The organism is Nocardia sp. NPDC004278 (genome assembly GCF_053602975.1).
Map to the genome: position 1 here is coordinate 127583 of NZ_JBSGEQ010000014.1, position 18252 is coordinate 145834.

Here is an 18252-nt window from a genome sequence, read left to right on the forward strand (position 1 = left end):
AGCCTGGCTCGTGCAGTTCGATTCATGGGGCAAACGTGGGGCACGCCTCCCGAGACCTATGCTGCAAGTGTCATGACGCGTCCCGAAGAACCCTTGCCACTCCAGGACGGGGCGACAGGCGAGCCGCCGCCCCAGCGCCAGACGGTGGCCCGATGGGTGGCACCGGTGAAGAGCAATATCCCGCGCACCGAGCATGGACTCCTTGACTCCGCGACGCTGAGCCGCGACTGGTACCCAGGTGTCCTCCCTCGACGGGCCGAGGATCTAATCGGTGCCTGCAACTCCTACGTATTGCTCGCGCCGGGCGGAGCCGGCAAGACCACGCTGGTCGAGGACCTGAAGCGCTGCGAGCCTAGCAGTATCTCGATCGACCTTCGGCTGGACGGCCAACGATCTCTCACCGAGTTGCTCGGCACCCTGTCTTCGAGCGAGTCCTCGCCGTCCGACCCGTCTGGAAGAACCGTTTTCGTCGACGCTGTCGATGAGGCGCTCCAGGTCGACTCCAACATTGGATACGTGCTGGTCAAGCTCCTGAGCCGTCCCGGATCCAACCGCATGGCATGGCGGTTCGCTTGCAGACCCGCTTCATGGACGGTCGACCTGGCAGACGGGTTGCGTACAGCCCTGCCCGGCTTCAAGGAGCTCGAGCTTCTTCCTCTGAGCCTGGCAGAGATCCGGGAGATAGCTGGCACCGACACCGACCAATTCCTGGCGGCGGTCGAGCACGCCCGTCTCACGCGTCTGCTCGCCCACCCACTGCACGCCTTGAACCTGCTGGATCACTGGCGCATGTCGGGCCAAATGCCTGCGAGCCGATCGGAGGCCATGCGACATGCCGTCACCGGCATGCTGACCGAGACCAGCACTACCCGTCTACCCGGAACGGTCGATGACCACCGCCGCCTTCTGATCACCGAGCGGCTGGCGGCGATATCGATGTTCTGCGGAGTGGGTACCTTCGCGCTCCGTCCTGTCACGCCACGCCCCACAGGGGCGCAGCCCGCGCCCGGCGGTGGCCTCGACGCGTCCGTGCTCGCGGTGACCTCGGTACCGACTCAGACCGAACCGGACCTGTCCGGGTCCTTGCTAAACGTCGACGATATTCGCGAGGTGCTCGGCACCGCTCTGTTTGCGGCGGCCGGGCAAGGCACCGTGGCCTTTGTCCACCAGTCCTACGCGGAGTTCCTTGCGGCGGCGTATCTCGCCCGCCGTAGCGTGGCCGGACAGCGGCTCGTCTCGGTTCTGGGCGCCGACGTCAACGGACTGGTTCCCGGACCGATGAATGAGGTGCTGGGCTGGCTCCTGGCTTCAGGCTCGCCGGTTCCTAACGCGCTGATCGCGGACAACGCCAAACAATTGTTGAGCACGGCTGGACTGGAACTGGTCGACGACCAGGTTCGCAAGTATGTCGTCGACGCACTGCTGTATGGAGCTGCAGCCGGCACGATCGACGAGGGGTGGCGCGCCGACACCTCCGTTCTGTCCCATCCCGGGCTGGCTACCCAGCTCCGCGCCGCCGCGGAGGGCGCATCGAATCATTGGGTCGTCTTCTGGATCTGCCGCATCGCGCGCCAGTGCGCCGTGATCGAGGCCGCCGACGACCTACTCGAGATCGCCGTCTCGTCGTCCTGGCCCGCCCCTATGCGAGCCGAAGCGATAAAGGCCTTTGCCGAAGTCGCGCCGCGAGACCGGATGGCTGAGTTGGCGCCGCTGCTGGATCTGGGTTCCGAGGCGGACCCCGACGACGAGATCCTCGCAGCGGCTCTGCGAGCGATGCTGCCTGACGCCGTGGACTTCGCATCCATCCGAGTCGCGTTGAGGCCCAGACGCACACCGAACTACATCGGTGACTACTACCGGTTACTCGGCGAGCTGCCCTCGCTCGTTCCCGGTGAGGATGTCCTCTCTACGTTGGCCGACGCGTTGCGCCGCCGACCCGAGCGCGGTGACGACGTCTTCGACCGTCTGATCGGCGGGCTTCTGCGGCGCGCATGGAAGATGAGGGATCCGGCGAGTGCTGCAGTGATCGGCGCAGCGCTGGGCAGCGAGCGACTCTCGCGGCAGCGGACGTTCCGCGGCGAAGCTCTCCCATGGCAGACAAACGACGAGCCCGCAATACGCCGTGCCATGGCCACCGCAGCGCTGACGGCTCACGAGCACGCCTTCGTCACGGTCCTCGACCTGCGCATACTCACGCCGGAAGACATCGGGTGGCTGATCGACTGGATACGCACCGCCCCACCCGAGGCGCTCGGGCCTGCTCGAGCGGCGTTGAGCCACCTGGCCTGGAAAGTGACCGACGCCGAGTCGGCCGAGCGCATTCTTGACACAGACGAGGACCATCCGGCATATGAAGTGCTCGCGGCCTTCCACGGACATCAAGAGATCTCCTCGCGCCCCCACTGGCTGGCCGCCCGCACCAGAAACAACAAGAGACGTTTCCCGACGGCGCTCGAATCACGACTGCTGCGCGATGCCCTCGCTTGCGCACGCGAGGACGTCGACGACTGGTGGCATGCCGTGGTCGCGCTCGCCGGTGACCCGACGAGCCCTCACCCAGGGATTTTTTCCGTCTGGGACCTGACGAGCACGCCGATGTGGTCCACGATGCCTTACGAGGAGCAGGAGGAATTCCTGCGAATCGGGCTGGTCTACCTCCATGCCAGGCAGCCTGACCTCGGTCGCTGGCTGGGCAGGGACCAGTGGCCACTTGATGACGTGATGCCTGACTGGGCTGCAGTGTTCCTGCTCGCGACCCTGGCTGCACACCGTCCGGACCTGCTGGCCGACGTCGAGCCCATTGCGTGGGCTTCGTGGGCCAAGGTGATCACCTGGATGCCGACCTTCATGGGCGGGGACAGAATGCAGCGGTGGATCCGCGACGCAGCGCCGGAGGCAGGGCACGACGCGCTCGATGAAGCGCTGCGCGAGCAGGTGCAGCAGGCCGCCGTCACGTCGTTTGCACACCACCCGTTCGCCGACTTCTCTGACAGCCGCCTGCTGGCCGTGGTCCAGCAGGTGGCGCGTGACGCCGACAACTCTGTGGCCCGCCGCGACGAGGCCATCAGTGTGCTCATCAAGCACGCTCCTGACATCGCGCTCGACGTCGCCCGGACAGCGATGAACGAAGACGTCATTCCTCCCGCGGTCTTCACCGCGCTTGCGAGGCTAGCACCGGACGAACTGGTGGCGGAGTGGATCGTGCAAGGTCGGCTCGGCCCTGTGGAGCGTCTGGGCAACCTCGATCCCGAACGTTTGTCCGACACCTCACTCGCCGCGCTGACCGGCATACTGCTCGACGAGCTGTCCTTCGCTGAGGATCCTGCACAAAGCGACGACTCCACTAAGCGCACCCCGGCGGCTCGCCAGCTGTGCACGGGTCTACTGCAGTCGATGGCCGGTCGCGGCATGACCTCTCACCTGGCCGCCCTCGGGCACGGCCGTCCGGTAGCAGACCTCGAGCAGATCCGGCACTTGTTGCAGCAGGCGCGCATGCGTGAGGCGCTGGCATACTGGCGGCCCTTGCAGCCGGACACGCTCATGAAGTTGCTCGCCCGTGGGGACGCCCGGCTGATCCGCAACAGCGCCGGATTACTCACAGTTCTGCTCGAACAGCTCGATCAGATCCAACAAGACGTCCGCGGGCGCGCTACCTTTCGAAGCCTGTGGGACGGCGAACCCGGCGCCAAGGGCGCCAAGCCGAAGGGCGAGGACACCATCTCCGATTGGTTGGCGGAGCAGCTTCGCCTGCGGCTCCGGCCTCACGTCGTCGTCGATCGAGAGATACAGGTGACCCGCCCCAAAGCCGCTGGCGTTGGCACCCGCATCGACATCACGGCCACTTCCGGAGGCGTTGACCTTGGACGGGTGATCTTTGAAGCCAAGCGGGTCAACAACGACGAACTGCTGACCGCGATCGATGATCAACTCGTCGGCCGGTACATGGAACCTGCCGCTCTCACGCACGGCATCTACATCGTCTACTGGACCGCTTGCGAACTGAGGCCCTCGTCATGGCACAAGAAGCATCCGGACCCGGATGCACTGGCCGAGGAGCTGCGCGTGCAAGCGCAGCGTCATCTCTCGAACAAACACATCAAGGTCGTCGTCTTCGACATCGGCCCGACAGCATGAGCGCGATAGCCTCGACCGGTCGTTGAGATCCGTTTTCCCCGTTCCGCCCTCCTGAGAGGGCGCACGCGGCGCGCCACCCAACCGAGCATTTCTGGCACGGAACCAGTTGGCATCTGCCCCTGGTCTCGCATCCCTGACGGCTGAGCGCCTCTGCTATCAGCTGCCGTGGCCAGCGCTACTCGGGTGCCAGTGCAATGTCGTCGGCGGTAGTGAAGTCTGCATCGGTGAAATGGATGCCGCTGAGATCGGCGTCGGTCAGATCGGCGTGGATGAGTTGGGCGCCGTAGAGGATGGCGCCATGCAGGCAAGCGCGGATGAGTTTCGCACCGGTGAGGTCGGCATTGGGGAGATCAGGGTCGCCGGCGAAGCCGAGGCGAATGTCGAGGGTCGGGTGATTCAGCGGGACTTTGGCCAACTTGGCGTTGGTGAGATCGGCGTCGGTGAGATCGGCGTCGATTAGCTCGGCACCGGTGAGGATGGCGCCGTGAAGGCAAGCGCGTATGAGTTTGGCCTCGCGGAGCGTCGCGCGGAGGAGGCTGGCGCCGGTGAGATCGACATAGGACAGATTGACGCCGGTGAGATCGGCGTTGGCGAGGTTGGCGCGTATGAGTTTGGTGGGTTGGAAGCCACTGAGGCCCGCGCCTACGAGCTTCGCGTTCCTAAGGTCGGCGCCGGTGAGATCGGCCGCGATGAGGTTGACGCCGCTGAGGTTGGCCCTAGTGAGGTCTACGCCGGTGAGATCGGCGCGCCTCAGGTCGGCGCCAGTCAGGTCGACGCTACTAAGGTCGGCCCCCCTGAGTTTGGCGGATTGAAGGTCGAAGCCACTGAGGTCAGCGCCAACGAGGACGGCGCCGCTGAGGTCGACGCTGCGGAGGTTGGTGCCGGTAAGGGTCACGCCGCGCAGCCGGGCCCCGGTGAGGATTGCGCCAGCAAGATGGGCGCGGGTGAGGTCAGCGCCAACAAGCCTGGCGCTGCAGAGATTCGTTTGGTGAAATACAGCGCTACTGAGGTCCGCGTCGCGGAGCTCAGCACTATGGAGGTCAGCGCCGGTGAGATCTACACCGGCGAGCTTTGCACCGGCGAGCTGCGCTTTGCAGAGGTTGGCGCCGCTCAGGTCGGCGCCGCTCAGGTCCGCGCCGCTCAGGTCGACGCCAGCGAGATCGAATCGGCAGGAGCGCCAACTCGACGAATCTCGGTTACCGCGCAGCGTGCGCTGCCGGATGATAGTGATGATCGTCGCACGTACTCCGTGATAGGGCCGCACCTCCGTCCTCTCGGACGACGCTGGTTCTGTCGGTGGCTCGGCCGCTGCTTGTTGGCTGTCGAGTTCTCGCAGACAGCCACAGAGAAGATCTATACATATCTGACGCTCGTCGTCGTTTCCAAAGGCATGCCAGTCGTCAGCCAGGTGGGCGAGTGCACGGGCGCCGGCCTGCTGGATCATTGTGTGGCCGCCGTCGAGCTGCTCGGCGCAAGTCGTGTAGCGCTCGCGCAGCGACCGAGTGTGCTCCAGTGCATGAGATCGCCTGAACTGCTTTTCGCTTTGAAGGCGGGTAAGCAGCACACCACACAGCGCAATCACTGCGGCGATCACCGCCATCCCGGCTGCGATAACAGTCGCCCATGGCTGTGTCAACGTCATGCGAAGATCGTGACTCACGCGCCAGTCTCATCTCAACCACGCTGTATGGCTGCTGGCTCAGGATGCCGTACGAGGGCAACACCCCAATCTCGTGGACACGTGGCTTGAAAGACGAGGTAGCTTCGGCCATTACATGCAGATTCGGAGTGCGCCACTAGCGACGACGAATTCTCACCGTTCACAACGGGATTCGAGCCCAAACATGGAGTGGCAGGTCAACGATCGAATGCGCCGTGAAAACGCGCGAAGGCCGCCAAACTGTTATTGAGGGCGGCTATGACTGCTGGCGATTTCGCGGCAGAGGTATGAGTGGATCGAGGTATCGGGATGACTGAGAAAGCAGAGCCGACAACCGTGTCCGATCCAGACGAATATCTCGCGGCAGCCGAGAAGTTCATCCTCGAGTTGCCGGTGCAGACAGAGTTCATCAATGCGCACGTGCACAACGCGATGCGCGCCAACGGATGGCCAGAGTTGTCCGAGCCCCGCCGGTTCGGGCCGATGCTTCTGCGGCTGCGTAAAGAAGGTTTCATCGAGAAGGTCGGGTCACCGGTCCACTCGACCGCGTTCACACGGCGGTATGACCTCGGTGTGGCGACGTACAGCCAAGGATCAGCCGTGATCCGGGTGAGGTGAACGGCCCTCGGCATACGCCGCACAGGATCGGTCTGCCCGCGATCGTTTTGTGGGCACGGATGCGGCGGGCTGCAAGACAGCCACAGATCAGCGGGCGGCCGTTGCGGTCACGATTGCCGCTGTCCTCGCCGAGGGCGAATGTTCTCGTCTCCCGGCCGGATGACCGAGGGTTCGAGCTGTCGATGCGCTGTGATTGCTGCTGCCAGAACCGCGATTTCACCCTGGTAACGGTTGACGGTCTGGTCTGGAACGCTGCTGATCGACCAGCCGCAGGTCGGATGCCGGCGGACTGTCAGGCCAAGTTCTTCGGCGAGCTGCTTGTATCGCTTGTTGTGGTATTGGTGGGCGCGCCGGCCAGTGTCGCGGATGCCGCGGTTCCAGACCGGGCTGTGTGCCGCCTCGTGCAGCAGTACACCGAGCATATGGCGAGGTCCGGCACTCAGTGTTTCGGTGCCGAGGAACAACTCGGGAAGCCACTGGCTACTTCGACGCCACCGGCTCGGCGCGAATTTCGCCGTACGTGCCGGTCGATCCCGACGCGAGCGTGATCACCATCTCCCGGATGTCGATGTGGCGTCGCCTGATCTGGTTCCACATGTGCTCGATCGCAGTGGACAGCACTCCCGCAATGTGCCCGGTCTCGGCGGAGTCCTGTTGTTGATGCATTGCCCTCAACCCACCTTCATCGACAGGTGGGACATGAAACGCATTCTGACAGACGCCGCAGAGGATCGGACCAGCATAGACGGTGCGTTTAACCGCGCTCACACGCCGAGGCGGGTCACATCGGCAGATCAGCGCGCATCCACCACGCGGTGCCCGCGGTTCGAGTCCGGCCTCACGAGATACCACACCTAGACGCACCGCTCGACAAGCGCTCATCGGTCCTCGCTACCGCCTCGATTAGCGCTGGTGCCGCTTCTTGTAGCGACAAGGCCACGACGTGGTCATCTCCGTACCTCGAACTGACCTCGCGGTCCGCTCCTGCACAGTCGGTTCGCGACTTCTGTTGTGATGCGGCGGTATTCGGCGCGTGCCTGTTTCTTGGTCGGATAGGTGAACCGCTGCCGACCTCGCCTGCCATCCGGCTCGAGCCCTAAGTCCACCTGGAATGCATAGGTCACGGTGCCTTCGGCGGCGGTGCGCCTGTCGATCGGTCGGCGCGGCGGGTGCGGGCGTCGGAGGCTTCCGGTTTTGGCATGGTTCGTATCTCCCTGTCTTGCTTACGTTTCGGTGACAGTTCAGCAGGTTGGAGGTGTCGGGCTTCCCGCGCTTAGGCAGCCTCGCCCCAACGATGCCGCGCTTACGGCCGAGATGTTCGACAGCGAACGGAAACACAACCAGATCCATTTCTCTGTGGCGATTCAGCTGGGGCCGCGACCTCGGTCGCTGTCTTCGTCCTCGATGCGCTGCCGAATCCCGTCCACCGACTTGTCTTTCGGAATCTGGGTGGGCCAGAACACCGTCCCCAGAATTACCGCCAGCGGCAGGCCGACCGCCACTGTCAGCCCGAACAATGTCCAGCTGCTCATCCGAGCCGCCCGGAAAACATCGCAGCCCAACGGGCAAAAGATATTCTCGGGCAGGCAGTTTCAACATCGGCGATGCACATGACCGCGTGGAGCGTGATCACGTCCAAGTGCTCCGGAGACGGTGAGATCACCGCATCCACGTCCGCCGCCCGAACCTGATCGACCAGCGGCAGCAGCGTGATTTCCGGCGGCCAAACCAGGACGAAGCCGAGTTGCCGCGCTAGTCTCCGGACTTGGGCATGGTCCCAGTCGGACGCAGTCGTCACAGCGGGATCGATCCAGGCGAATGCTGTCGGCTGTGCCCGCATCACTGCTCTTTCGTGCCGGTCAGTTCGGCGCGTCCGCGCGGCGTGATCGACCAACGCGCATGGTGCAATGTGGGCATGATCAATCCGCGGGCCGACAGCTGAGCGATTGTGCGCCGCGTGCTCCAGCTCGTGAGTTGGGTTTGTCGCATGATCTGGCTGGCGGTCAGCATTCCGCCGGGCTCAAGCACATCCAGCACTGCCGCCTGCGCGACTGTTCCTGTCGCCATCCGTTGCCCCCTGGGTCGTTGTTTGGAGCGGCCTGGCGCTGTTGGGAGAGGTTTTCGGTAGCGCCGGGCCTGGCTCTACATTCGCCGGATTCGGGCAGGTGATCGACTGCGTCCTGTTGGTAAGACAATGGGAAGACAGTGGGAAAAGCGCTAGTACGCAACCGATGAGCCACTATGGTGAGACCAGGTCCAGAAGAGAGGCTCAATGGCGTGGCGGAGCGCAACGAGCTGCTGATCGAGGCCCGGTTGCGTGTGGAGTCGCCTGGATCACCGGGACGTTCGATGACGCGCCAAGAACTGGCCGACGCCGTCAACGATCACGTATTCCGTGCGACGAACAAGCGCGGCGCAGTCGATGAACGGCACATCGGCAAATGGGAGCGAGGCGAAACGACGTGGCCCAGAAAGCATTACCGGGCTGCACTGCGTGCGGTGTTGAACATTGCGACAGACGCCGAGCTCGGGTTCACCCGGCATCGGCAGTCGGTGGATGACGAGGACGTGAACCGAAAGCAATTCCTCACGAGCACGCTTGTCGTGGGCGCGGCAGTGCTGACGAATGCTGCACCGACCGAATCCGGACTGCTCGACACGATGGCGGGGCCGACCGCGAACTATCGCCGCATGGAATCGTCGGTGCCGTCCGATCGCCTCTGGCCAGCCGTTGAGGCCCATCTGAGCCTTGTCTCAGGCATCGTGCACGATCGGTTGCGCACCGCCAGCGGCTACCGCACCCTGTCGGAAGTGGCCGGGCTCGCTGCATGGCTCGCCGCCGACCGAGGAGACGACGCGACCGCGCGACAGCGGTACAGCGACGCCATCGGCTACGCCGAGCGCACCCATCACCCGCTGTTGGTGGCCTACATGACCGCCAGCCTCGGGCATTACGCAGTCGAGACTGGCGACGGCCGCGCCGGACTGTCGTTGCTGCACACCGCCTCAGCACAACTCGGGCACGACGCACCCGATAGCGCAGCCGCGTGGATGTCATCCCTGCTTGCAGTCGCGTACGCCGCTACCGGCGACCGCAAGGGCACACTTGCCGCGCTCGCGCGTGCCGAACGGCTCGCCAACCGGCAAAGGGGCGAAGCGCAATGGCCGTGGGTATTCGTCTTCGACGGTGCCAAGGCTGCCCGGTACCAAGCCAGCGCGCTCGGCCGACTCGGCGATCACCGTGCAGCGCGAGCCGCGTTCATGGCTGCTGGGCCTGCACTCGGCGCGGAGAAATCGCGGGCACTCGCACAGGTGGAGCACGCGCATGTTCTGGCGGGCAGCGGCGACATCGAGGCGGGTTGCACGCTGGCGGCCGAGGCGTTGCGAGTCGGTCTGGAGTTGCACAGCGAGCGAATCACCCGGGTCGCGCGATCATTCCGGGCCAGCCTGCCTCCGTGCACGGTGGAGGCGCGCCCGTTGGATGATGCCCTGGTGACTCTGTACAGACGGGACAGGCGATGACGCGGATTGCGATCACCGGACATCGAGGCTTGCTGGACGCCACAACATCATTGGTGGACAAGGCATTACGGACGCGGATAGCGGAGCGCGGCAGTGCGGAGCTGATCGGAATCAGTTGCATCGCTGACGGTGCCGACACGATGTTCGCCCGTGCGGTGCTCGACGCTGGCGGATCTCTTGTTGTCGTTGTGCCCGCGCGGCAATACCGAGACAGTCTCCCCGCCAGCCACCATCACACCTATGACGAACTGCTCGCCGCTGCGCTCGACGTGATCACGCTCGACTACGAAGAGTCGACCTCTGAGGCGCACCAGGCGGGCAGCGTGCGGATGCTAGACGCGGCCGACGAGCTGTTCGCGGTGTGGGACGGCAAACCGGCGCGCGGCTACGGCGGGACCGCCGATGTGGTCGCCGTGGCGCGAGAGCGCGATATCCCTGTGACCGTGGTCTGGCCGGAGGGCGCGCAGCGCGACTGACCGCGCCTGTTGATCGGTGCCGCCAGAAATCTGCGGAACCCCAGAATTACGCGGAACGGGGGTCAGCCGGCCGGGAGTTTCACCACCGGATCTTGGCCGAGATCGGTGATGTATATGTCGCCCGCCGAGTCGACTGCCACACCCTGGGGATTCTTCAGGCCGGTGAACGGCAGCGGGGTCGGCGTCGACGCGCCCGGCGCCAACATCACCACCCATTTGTTACCCCAGTCGACGACGTACACGTCTCCCGCCGGGTCGACCGCCAAACCCTGGGGATCTTTTAGCCCGGTAAACGGCAACACGGTCGGTGCCGCCGCGCCCGCCGCCAGCCTCGTCACATGCTCGCTACCCAATTCGGTGACGTATACGTCGCCCGCCGGGTCGACCGCCACACCATCGGGACCTTGGAGCCCCGTCAACGGCAGCGTCGTCGGCGCCGCCGCGCCCGGCGCCAATTTCAGCACCCGATCATTACCCCGGTCGGCGACGTATATGTCTCCCGCCCCGTCGACCGCCACACCATGGGGATCCTTCAGGCCGGTGAACGGCAGCGGGGTCGGCGTCGACGTGCCCGCCGCCAATTTCAGCACCCGATCGTTACTCGTGTCGCTGACGTATACGTTGCCCGCATTGTCGACCGCCACATCCTGGGGGTTCTTCAGGCCGGTGAACGGCAGCGGGGTCGGCGTCGACGCGCCCGCCGCCAATTTCAGCACCCGATCGCTACCCATGTCGGTGACGTATACGTTGCCCGCATTGTCGACCGCCACACCGGTGGGCAGGCTGACGCCGGTAAACGGCAGCGGAATCTGTGACGAGTAGCCCGGGGCGATAGGTTTGGGCGAGTTGCCACCGCCACCTGATTCCCGTTGGACACCGATGAAGAAAGCTACGGCGGCCGCCACCGCCACCGCGACCACGGCGGCGAGCAGCCCGGCGGCCCTGGGCGACAATCTGATTCGCCGCCCATGGCGCGCAGCCATGCCCCCGGTGGAGCCGACCGCGGAATCGCCCATCGCGGCCGAGGCCGCCGCGGCCAGCTCGCGCACGGTCTGGTAACGATCGCCGGGGTCTTTGGCCATTCCCTTGGCGATGACCGCATCGAACGCAGTCGGTACCTCGGGTGTAGTACTGCTCGGACGCGGGGGCGGGGTGTGCAGGTGATGGGCGAGCACACCCTGCATCCCCGACGTGCTCGCAAACGGCGGGTGGCCGGTCAGGCACTCGTGCAGCACGCACGTCAATGCGTACACGTCCACTCGGGCATCGGCCTTGACCTCCGCGGCGATCTCCTCCGGCGCCATGTAGGCGACGGTGCCGATGGTCTCGCCGGTCGAGGTCAGCGTGCGGTCGTCGGCGGCGTGGGCGATCCCGAAGTCGATCAGGTAGGCGAACTCATCGGCCCCCAGCAGGATGTTGGTGGGTTTGACATCGCGGTGGACCAGCCCGGCGTCGTGGGCCGCCTGCAGCGCGCCGGCCACCTGTGTGATGATCGCCACTGCCCGCCACGGCGACAAGGCCCCTTCTCGCGTGATCACCCTGCGCAGGTCGGTGCCCTCGATCAAGCGCATATTCAGATAGAGCCGACCATCGATATCGCCGAAGTCGTGGATGGGGATCACATGCGGCTCGGTCAACTGCGCGACCGCGCGGCACTCCCGGCGGAACCGCTCGCGCAGCTGCTCGTCATCAGCGAAGCGCTCGGGCAACAGCTTGAGCGCCACCACCCGGTTGGTCAGCGAATCCTGCGCCCGCCACACCTGGCCCATGCCGCCCTGCCCCAGCAGCGACAGCAGCCGATAGCGGCCGAACGCCTGCGCTGGCACCCAAGTGGCGTCCCCGCCACCCGTTGACATGTCATCCATTGTGCCGTCCCGTGACCACCCGACTGGCAAATGATGTACTTGCTTGCATTCCAACCTCCGCTCGCGAGCGGGTAGCCCCACACTAGTTGATTTAGCCAGGCCAGACAGTTGCGAGTCGGCGCTATCGTCGGCGCGCGAATTTCCCAGCCATGCTCGTCCCGGCAAGTACGCGGCCGGGCACTGACCCGCTAGCGGTGCGAGTGCGCGGATCGTGCCCAGAAATCCGCCAACAAACCTGTCGCAAGTTCGGCGTCGCAGCATAAGCTCTCGCCGACGACACGGAATCCGCCAACCTCGAGCGCCTGAAGAAGCACTACGGCAGCCACCCGCGCACGACTCATCCCTTCGTGTGGTGACCACTTTGCCGCCGATGGCATCCGGGTGCCGGGACGATCACGGCGGGGCGATGGCGAGGTAGGCCGTGCTCCACAGCTGGGCGGCATCAGATTCGGTCACGTCGGCGGTTTCCGCGCCGAAGGCCACCGGCTGGTAGGCGCCGTCGCGGTAGATCCAGCTCCACAGTTCCGAATTCCGCATGGGTGCGACGGCATCGATCGTCTGCCACAGGGCTTTTCGCGCGACGATCAGCTGATCACGAACGGCGCCGGGCAGGTCCGTCCGGGCGAGCTGGCGGTTCAGACCCGCGGCGAAGGCGGCCTGCACCCAGGACCAGGCGACGGTCCCGTGGTAGTCGTGTGCGGTGAACCGCTGCCGCACATCGGGATCGGCGAAGACCGGGTTCGCGACGAGCACGCCCGCACCGGTCGTCAGGCCCAGCGGAAACGGCGCGGCCATGATCGCGATCTCGCGCGCGAGCGCCTCGGGCGCGGGTGCGCCGAACAGCAGGTCGAAGACCTCGTCCGAATGCACTACGGGGATCGGCCCGCCGTCGGCGTCCAGGGCAATGGCGTTGAAAGAGAAGGGATTCGAGCCGAGCGCGGCGAGCGCGTCGTCGGGCCGGACGCCGACCTCGGTGGCATAGGCCGTGACGGCACGGACGGCGTCGGCATTGCCCATGGTCACCGAGAACAGACGGGCCGCCGTGGAGCGCCAGATCGTCGCGTCGGCGGCGGCCTGGACCAACGCCGCCCGGTCCGCGGCGCCGAGTACGGGATCGAGCAGCCCGCTTCCGGCCAAGCGTGCGGCAGCCTCGAGCGCGGCGGGCACGAGTATGCAGTTCACGTCGTACGGGTACCACCCGCCCGCGAGGCCGTCGGCGCTGTCGCGCCACTGTCCCGCCGCCTGGCCGGGCGGCAGCCCGATCAGATTGGCGTACCGCGGATCCCGCGCGAACGCGCCCGCCGTCGCCACGACGCGTCGCAGGTTCCCGACCAGATCGGTCGCGCGACGGGGATCGGCTCGGAAGTAGTCGCGGGCATGCGCCGAACCGGCACGGTCGTCGAGCAGATAGGCGGCGATCACCGGTGCTAGCAGATAGGTCTCATCGATCATTGCGTAGTCGTAGATCGGTGCGGCACTGGCGGTCCCGTCCTGGCGGCGATGCTGGAGGACGGCGTATTCCGATACCGACTCCTCGTGGGCGACCCGGCCGTCCGGGCTCAGCCGGGTCAGGACCGAATCCAGTCCGGCGTCCACTGCCGCGGGTGCGAGCGCGGGCATGAGCAGCATTAGCGAGATGAGGGTGTCCCGGCCGAAGTAGGTGTCGAAATGCCATGAGCCGGCGAGGAACTTCTCCCGGTAGCCCAGGTACGCGAGCGTGTTCTCCGCGGAGCCGAGTCGGCGCTGCGTGCCGTTGAGCAGATCGTTCCCCGGCAAGGGCGTCAGTGGTGTGTCACCGGTCAGCGAGGAGATCCGCAGGCCGATGCGACCGTCGGCACCCGCGGCCAGGGCCGTGCCGCCCGGTCGCACACTGCCGTCGGTCACGGTGATGGTCAGGCGGTAGCCAGGCGCGCCGTCGAGGCGGTCTCGCGCCCAGCCGAGCGTATTGCCCGAAACGGTAGGTGCGACAAGGACTTCCGGCGCAACCGTGCCGTGCTGATCGAAATCGCGCAGCACCCGGACACTGGACAGGATCGCCTGGTTCAGTACCAGTTCCGGGGCCGCGATCGTGGCCTCGAACGCGATACCGTACAGCGGCCGCCCGCGAGAATCGCTCTCCCGGCGCGGCTGTGGCGTACCGGTGACGGTCCAGGCGGCCGGGGCGGACAGCGGCGCGAACCATACTCCGACGCCGCTGTCACCGGCCGGGAAGGCCACCACCATCCGCGGGTCCCGGCCCGAGCGCAACACCAGATGCGCCGCGACCGGCCCCTCCCGGATGAATTCGTTGCTGTTCAGGCCCTCGGCAACCGTAAACCGAAGCCCTGCGGACCCCGATTCCCGCGCGCATCCGGTCCCGATCGCCAGCACCAGCGCGGTCCCTGCGGCCAGCACACCCCTGCCGATGCTCGTCATGATCCCATCATGGCCGGACGGCCCATCGCTCCCCGGACATCTCCGACCGCGCGCCGCCTGGACAATCGCTCGTCCGGTACGACGACCGCGCGCTCCAGGACGGCCTCGTCACGAGTGGGGAAGCATCGAAGTCCGGGCTACTCGCGCCAGCGCCCCGCCTTCAGAGGGATCAGATCCCCGCCGGCAGGTCCGCGGCACTCCCCGGCTCGCGGGGAGTCCCGGTCGCCCGGCTGTCGGGCGCATTCATCGCGGGCGATCCTTATGAATTCGGGTATGTGGCGCGGTGCGACTCCGCGGCGGTCCGGATGTCCGTCCGACGCGACCGGACCCGAAGAAGCTTCGACCGAGCAGGCCATCCACTATGTCGAACCGATGATTGGGGATAATTCCCTACAGAACAAAGAATTATCTTCAGGATTATAGCGAACCGTACGCATAATCTTCACACTAACTCCCTACAGAGTGCGGCGGGTCACCGTCACCTGACCGCCGAGAACGAGGAGTGCAGATGAAGATCGGAATCCGTCCGAGTCTGTGGCCGAGGCACACGGATACGCCGCGCGTACCGAAACAGTCGCCTAGCAGCACCTAATCGTCATCGGCTCCCGGCCGGCCGCGTCTATGAGGGGAGCGGCCGACCAGGGTGGCCCGTGATCGGACCTGCCCACCCGTCCGCCACGGCATCCGTGCGCGGCAGCAGCGACGCAGGACTCGCAGCCCCCATATCCGGCGGCCTGGTACGGCGGCGACCGCTGTCGCGCCGCACACAAGTAGGACTCATCCGGAAATGTCGACTGGTCATTGCGTTGCCCGAGGAAACGATAAGCCGTGAATTCCGAACAATGGACTCCGCCGGAAGGTGATCTGCACCTGCGGATCTGGCTGGCCGGTAGGGGCTTGGACTACGCCGCCACCGCTGCGGCAGTACGCAATTTGGTCCACGATTGGAAACGAAAGCGCTGGTGCACAATCGAATTGATGCACGAAGCCGTCGAGAACCGTCGGCTGCTGCCGCGCCTGCCGTGCGAACGATTGTTCCTCGGACCATGATCAACGTCGGCAAAGCGGCGCCGGGATCGATCACCGCGGTGACCGACGCGACGTAGCCGACACGTTGGGCGTCGGTACCGGCTCCGCGGCACCGGCCCGCCCGCCGGTCTCGGACCCCGGGACCGATTGCGCGAGGTCGTCGAGGGCACTGCGCACCCCGCGGGCGAACACCTCCACGTCCGGGCAGCTGTCCTGGTCAGCGGCGGCAGTGAGGTTGAGCTGACCGGCGTACGACAGGGCGGCGACGACGAGAGTCAGGTTGCCCATGGGCGGCAGTAGGGGGAACACCTCCAGCAGCGGCGCACCGGCGAGATACAGCCGCATCGGCGGACCCGGGACGTTGCTCACGACCAGGTTCACTGACCGCTGCCGCGGAAACAGCCGGTACCAGATGCGCTGGCCGACAACGAATCTGAAGATCCCGCTGCCCGCCTCAGGGCGAGCCCTGTGCTTCCGTGCGCTTGTCTCTGCGGCGATCATCGCGAGCCGGCGCAGCGGGTCCGGTTCACCGACCGGCAGCGGCACCATCATCCATCCGGGCGTGTTGCCTTGCGCTTCGCCGGGCCGCGCCTCGTGGTGGGAGATGGTCACCATCGCGCGCTGGACGAGCCCTTGGACATCCTCGCCGCGGCTTGCCAGCAGCTGGCGCAGGCCGCCGGCGACCGCGGTCAGCACCACGTCGTTGACCGTGGCGTGATGGAGATGGGCGACGTGTACGACGGGGTCGAGGCGGCCGCGGACGATGGTCAGTCGGCGCTCGGGGCCTACGGGGCGGTTGAGGCTGGTTCGTGGGGCCGGCTTTTCGGTGAGCACCTCCCGCCAGGCCGGTAACGCACGGCGCGCCAGGCGCAGTGTTCTGGTCGGATGGACCAGGCCCGACCACCCGAGCCCTAGTTCCCGTCGGCGGCGGCGCAGGTTGTCGCGGAGCAGCTCACCGGTGGACGGGGTGGCTGTCGGCGTCCATGGCGGTGCACCCTCGACAGGCGCGTCAGCGGTCCGATCGAGCAGCGCCCCGAAGGCCGCCATCGCGGCGGGGCCGTCGGCGAGGACGTGATGCAGCTTCAAGAACGCACCGACCCGGTGGTCCGGCAGACCGGGCAGCAGCCACAGCTCCCACCGCGGCCGGGCGGGATCGAACGGTCGCCGGGCCAGCTGCTGGCATGTCTGCAGCAACTGGTCCTGGTCGCCGGGCGCGGCGAGCGCATGGACGTGGATGTGCTCAGCGAGGTCGAAGGCGGGCGCGTCGATCCACAGCGGCCAGCCCAGCCCGAGGCGAGGCCGGTACAGCAGCTGCCGGAAGCGCGGCACCAGGTGCATTCTCGGCTCGAGGTGTCGCCGGACCACGTCGAGTCGGACGCCGCCGTCCTCGTCGAGCAGGCTTGTCCCGTCGAGGATGGCGAGCCCGCCGATATCGGTGGACCAGCCGTAGTCGTCCCAGAGCAGCAGGAACAGATCCGAAGCGGTCACCCGTTCCAGCAGACGGATCTCGGCCATGACCTCACATCCCTTCCTGGTGGCCTAGACAGCCGCCGCGGTTCCGAGGCCTTGGAGGAACGAGTAAACAGTGATTCCTCCGGCGTGCTTGTATGCGAGTTCCCTGAGCTCCTGGGAGACTTCGCCGAAGGCGGTCATGCGGTGGTCGTAGGCGTAGTTCTCGAAGAGGATCGCCCGCGCGTCCATGATGTGTGTGTTGTGCTCGATCAGCCCTTGTCCGCTCGGGTACACCTCGTGGACCTCGCATTCGGTTCCGTCCTCGCTGATGAACCAGTCGAAGCGAAGGGTCTGCGTGTCCTGCTCTCGGGTCAGCCGCATGATCTCGGCCGCTCGAGCCTTGAACCCTTCCAGTTGACCTGGACGGATCTTCATGTGTGCGTGCAGTTCCAGATGTCCCATAACTCCTCCCGTCATCGACATCGGGTGCGGTCGTTCCGACCTAGCAAGACCGGGTGTGCCGAAACGAACACCCACTCATCGGCGAGCGCATCGTCCTCCTCGGGGTAGCCGCCGAAGCCGGTGGGCGTTTTCCGAGAGCGCGGCCAGTGGGCGCGTGGCACACCCGCATTTCTACGCCGGCGCAGTGGTGCCGGCGTCTGTCGAGTCGGGAGTCTCTCGTTCGACTTCGATCGAGTAGTCCGCGGCGAGCGCGGCGAGCGCTCCGATCGCGGCCACAGTGGGCGCGAGGAGGAAGCCGACCACGCCGACCGTCACGGGGACCTCCATCACGGTCTTGCCGTCGGAGTCCTTGATGATGATCCGACGAACGTTGCCTTCGTGGACCAGTTCCTTGACCCTGTCCACCAGGTGGCCGCCCTGCACGTCGATCTGCTCTGTCGATGTCGTCACTTGCTGCGTCATTCCGTTCACCGCCTCCGCTGGGCTGTCGGGCAGACCGCGTCCGCTCCGTTCCTGCGGCTCAGCCTCGATATCCGACTCTTGGCCGGGACCCCTGTTGTTCTTCACATCGTCGTCTTCGGGACCGCCTCGCGGCAGGGCCGAAGGTCTACCCCGCACC

16 protein-coding genes are annotated in these 18252 nt (G+C 66.0%); 5 read left to right on the forward strand and 11 right to left on the reverse strand.

All coding sequences use genetic code 11. The annotated features are described in order from the left end of the window. The first annotated feature begins 165 nt into the window (after positions 1-165). Positions 166-4134, forward strand: coding sequence for an NACHT domain-containing protein (locus ACWEO2_RS22460; protein WP_452407091.1), 3969 nt, complete (start codon positions 166-168; stop codon positions 4132-4134). A 175-nt stretch (positions 4135-4309) separates the two neighbouring features. On the opposite strand, the gene ACWEO2_RS22465 is transcribed toward ACWEO2_RS22460, so the two are convergent. Then, positions 4310-5776: a pentapeptide repeat-containing protein gene (locus ACWEO2_RS22465; RefSeq protein ID WP_452407092.1), complete on the reverse strand. Its 1467-nt coding sequence runs from the start codon at positions 5774-5776 to the stop codon at positions 4310-4312. 309 nt (positions 5777-6085) lie between these two features. Between ACWEO2_RS22465 and ACWEO2_RS22470 the strand changes: the two genes are divergently transcribed. Next, a complete protein-coding gene (locus ACWEO2_RS22470; RefSeq protein ID WP_452407093.1) occupies positions 6086-6412 on the forward strand; it encodes a hypothetical protein in 327 nt (108 codons plus the stop codon). 107 nt (positions 6413-6519) lie between these two features. Here ACWEO2_RS22470 and ACWEO2_RS22475 read toward each other — a convergent pair whose 3' ends face one another. From ACWEO2_RS22475 to ACWEO2_RS22495, 5 genes are all read right to left on the reverse strand, one after another. After that, positions 6520-6834, reverse strand: coding sequence for a hypothetical protein (locus ACWEO2_RS22475; protein WP_452407094.1), 315 nt, complete (start codon positions 6832-6834; stop codon positions 6520-6522). Positions 6835-6892: 58 nt separating this feature from the next. After that, complete coding sequence (locus ACWEO2_RS22480) at positions 6893-7180, reverse strand: hypothetical protein (RefSeq protein WP_452407095.1); 288 nt, start codon at positions 7178-7180, stop codon at positions 6893-6895. 596 nt (positions 7181-7776) lie between these two features. Next, positions 7777-7944, reverse strand: a complete 168-nt coding sequence (locus ACWEO2_RS22485) for a hypothetical protein (RefSeq protein WP_452407096.1) — start codon at positions 7942-7944, stop codon at positions 7777-7779. Further along, on the reverse strand, positions 7941-8252 hold the full coding sequence (locus tag ACWEO2_RS22490; RefSeq protein WP_452407097.1) for a hypothetical protein: 312 nt from the start codon (positions 8250-8252) through the stop codon (positions 7941-7943). The genes ACWEO2_RS22485 and ACWEO2_RS22490 overlap by 4 nt, the downstream gene beginning before the upstream one ends. Then, positions 8252-8479, reverse strand: a complete 228-nt coding sequence (locus ACWEO2_RS22495; RefSeq protein WP_452407098.1) for a hypothetical protein — start codon at positions 8477-8479, stop codon at positions 8252-8254. Before ACWEO2_RS22495 ends, ACWEO2_RS22490 begins: the two co-directional genes overlap by 1 nt. 210 nt (positions 8480-8689) lie before the next feature. On the opposite strand from ACWEO2_RS22495, the gene ACWEO2_RS22500 reads away from it, so the two are divergent. Together ACWEO2_RS22500 and ACWEO2_RS22505 are read left to right on the forward strand one after the other, a co-directional pair. After that, the gene (locus ACWEO2_RS22500) at positions 8690-9934 is read left to right on the forward strand and encodes a hypothetical protein (RefSeq protein WP_452407099.1); all 1245 of its coding nucleotides are present in this window, start codon (positions 8690-8692) and stop codon (positions 9932-9934) included. Next, a complete protein-coding gene (locus ACWEO2_RS22505) occupies positions 9931-10410 on the forward strand; it encodes a hypothetical protein (protein WP_452407100.1) in 480 nt (159 codons plus the stop codon). Before ACWEO2_RS22500 ends, ACWEO2_RS22505 begins: the two co-directional genes overlap by 4 nt. A 62-nt stretch (positions 10411-10472) precedes the next feature. On the opposite strand, the gene ACWEO2_RS22510 is transcribed toward ACWEO2_RS22505, so the two are convergent. Continuing rightward, positions 10473-12266, reverse strand: a complete 1794-nt coding sequence (locus ACWEO2_RS22510; protein WP_452407101.1) for a serine/threonine-protein kinase PknD — start codon at positions 12264-12266, stop codon at positions 10473-10475. A gap of 402 nt (positions 12267-12668) precedes the next feature. Beyond that, a complete protein-coding gene (locus ACWEO2_RS22515; RefSeq protein WP_452407102.1) occupies positions 12669-14690 on the reverse strand; it encodes a hypothetical protein in 2022 nt (673 codons plus the stop codon). 828 nt (positions 14691-15518) lie between these two features. Between ACWEO2_RS22515 and ACWEO2_RS22520 the strand changes: the two genes are divergently transcribed. Continuing rightward, positions 15519-15740 (forward strand): hypothetical protein, encoded by a 222-nt coding sequence (locus ACWEO2_RS22520; RefSeq protein WP_452407103.1) that lies wholly within the window; start codon positions 15519-15521, stop codon positions 15738-15740. A gap of 30 nt (positions 15741-15770) precedes the next feature. Here the strand turns inward: ACWEO2_RS22520 and ACWEO2_RS22525 are convergent, their stop codons facing one another. The 3 genes from ACWEO2_RS22525 to ACWEO2_RS22535 all read right to left on the reverse strand — a co-directional run bounded on the left by ACWEO2_RS22525 (position 15771) and on the right by ACWEO2_RS22535 (position 18200). After that, positions 15771-17234, reverse strand: a complete 1464-nt coding sequence (locus tag ACWEO2_RS22525) for a wax ester/triacylglycerol synthase family O-acyltransferase (RefSeq protein ID WP_452407104.1) — start codon at positions 17232-17234, stop codon at positions 15771-15773. A gap of 24 nt (positions 17235-17258) precedes the next feature. Next, positions 17259-17648: a putative quinol monooxygenase gene (locus ACWEO2_RS22530; RefSeq protein WP_452407105.1), complete on the reverse strand. Its 390-nt coding sequence runs from the start codon at positions 17646-17648 to the stop codon at positions 17259-17261. A 156-nt stretch (positions 17649-17804) separates the two neighbouring features. Beyond that, positions 17805-18200, reverse strand: coding sequence for a DUF4342 domain-containing protein (locus ACWEO2_RS22535; RefSeq protein WP_452407106.1), 396 nt, complete (start codon positions 18198-18200; stop codon positions 17805-17807). Positions 18201-18252: the final 52 nt, after the last annotated feature.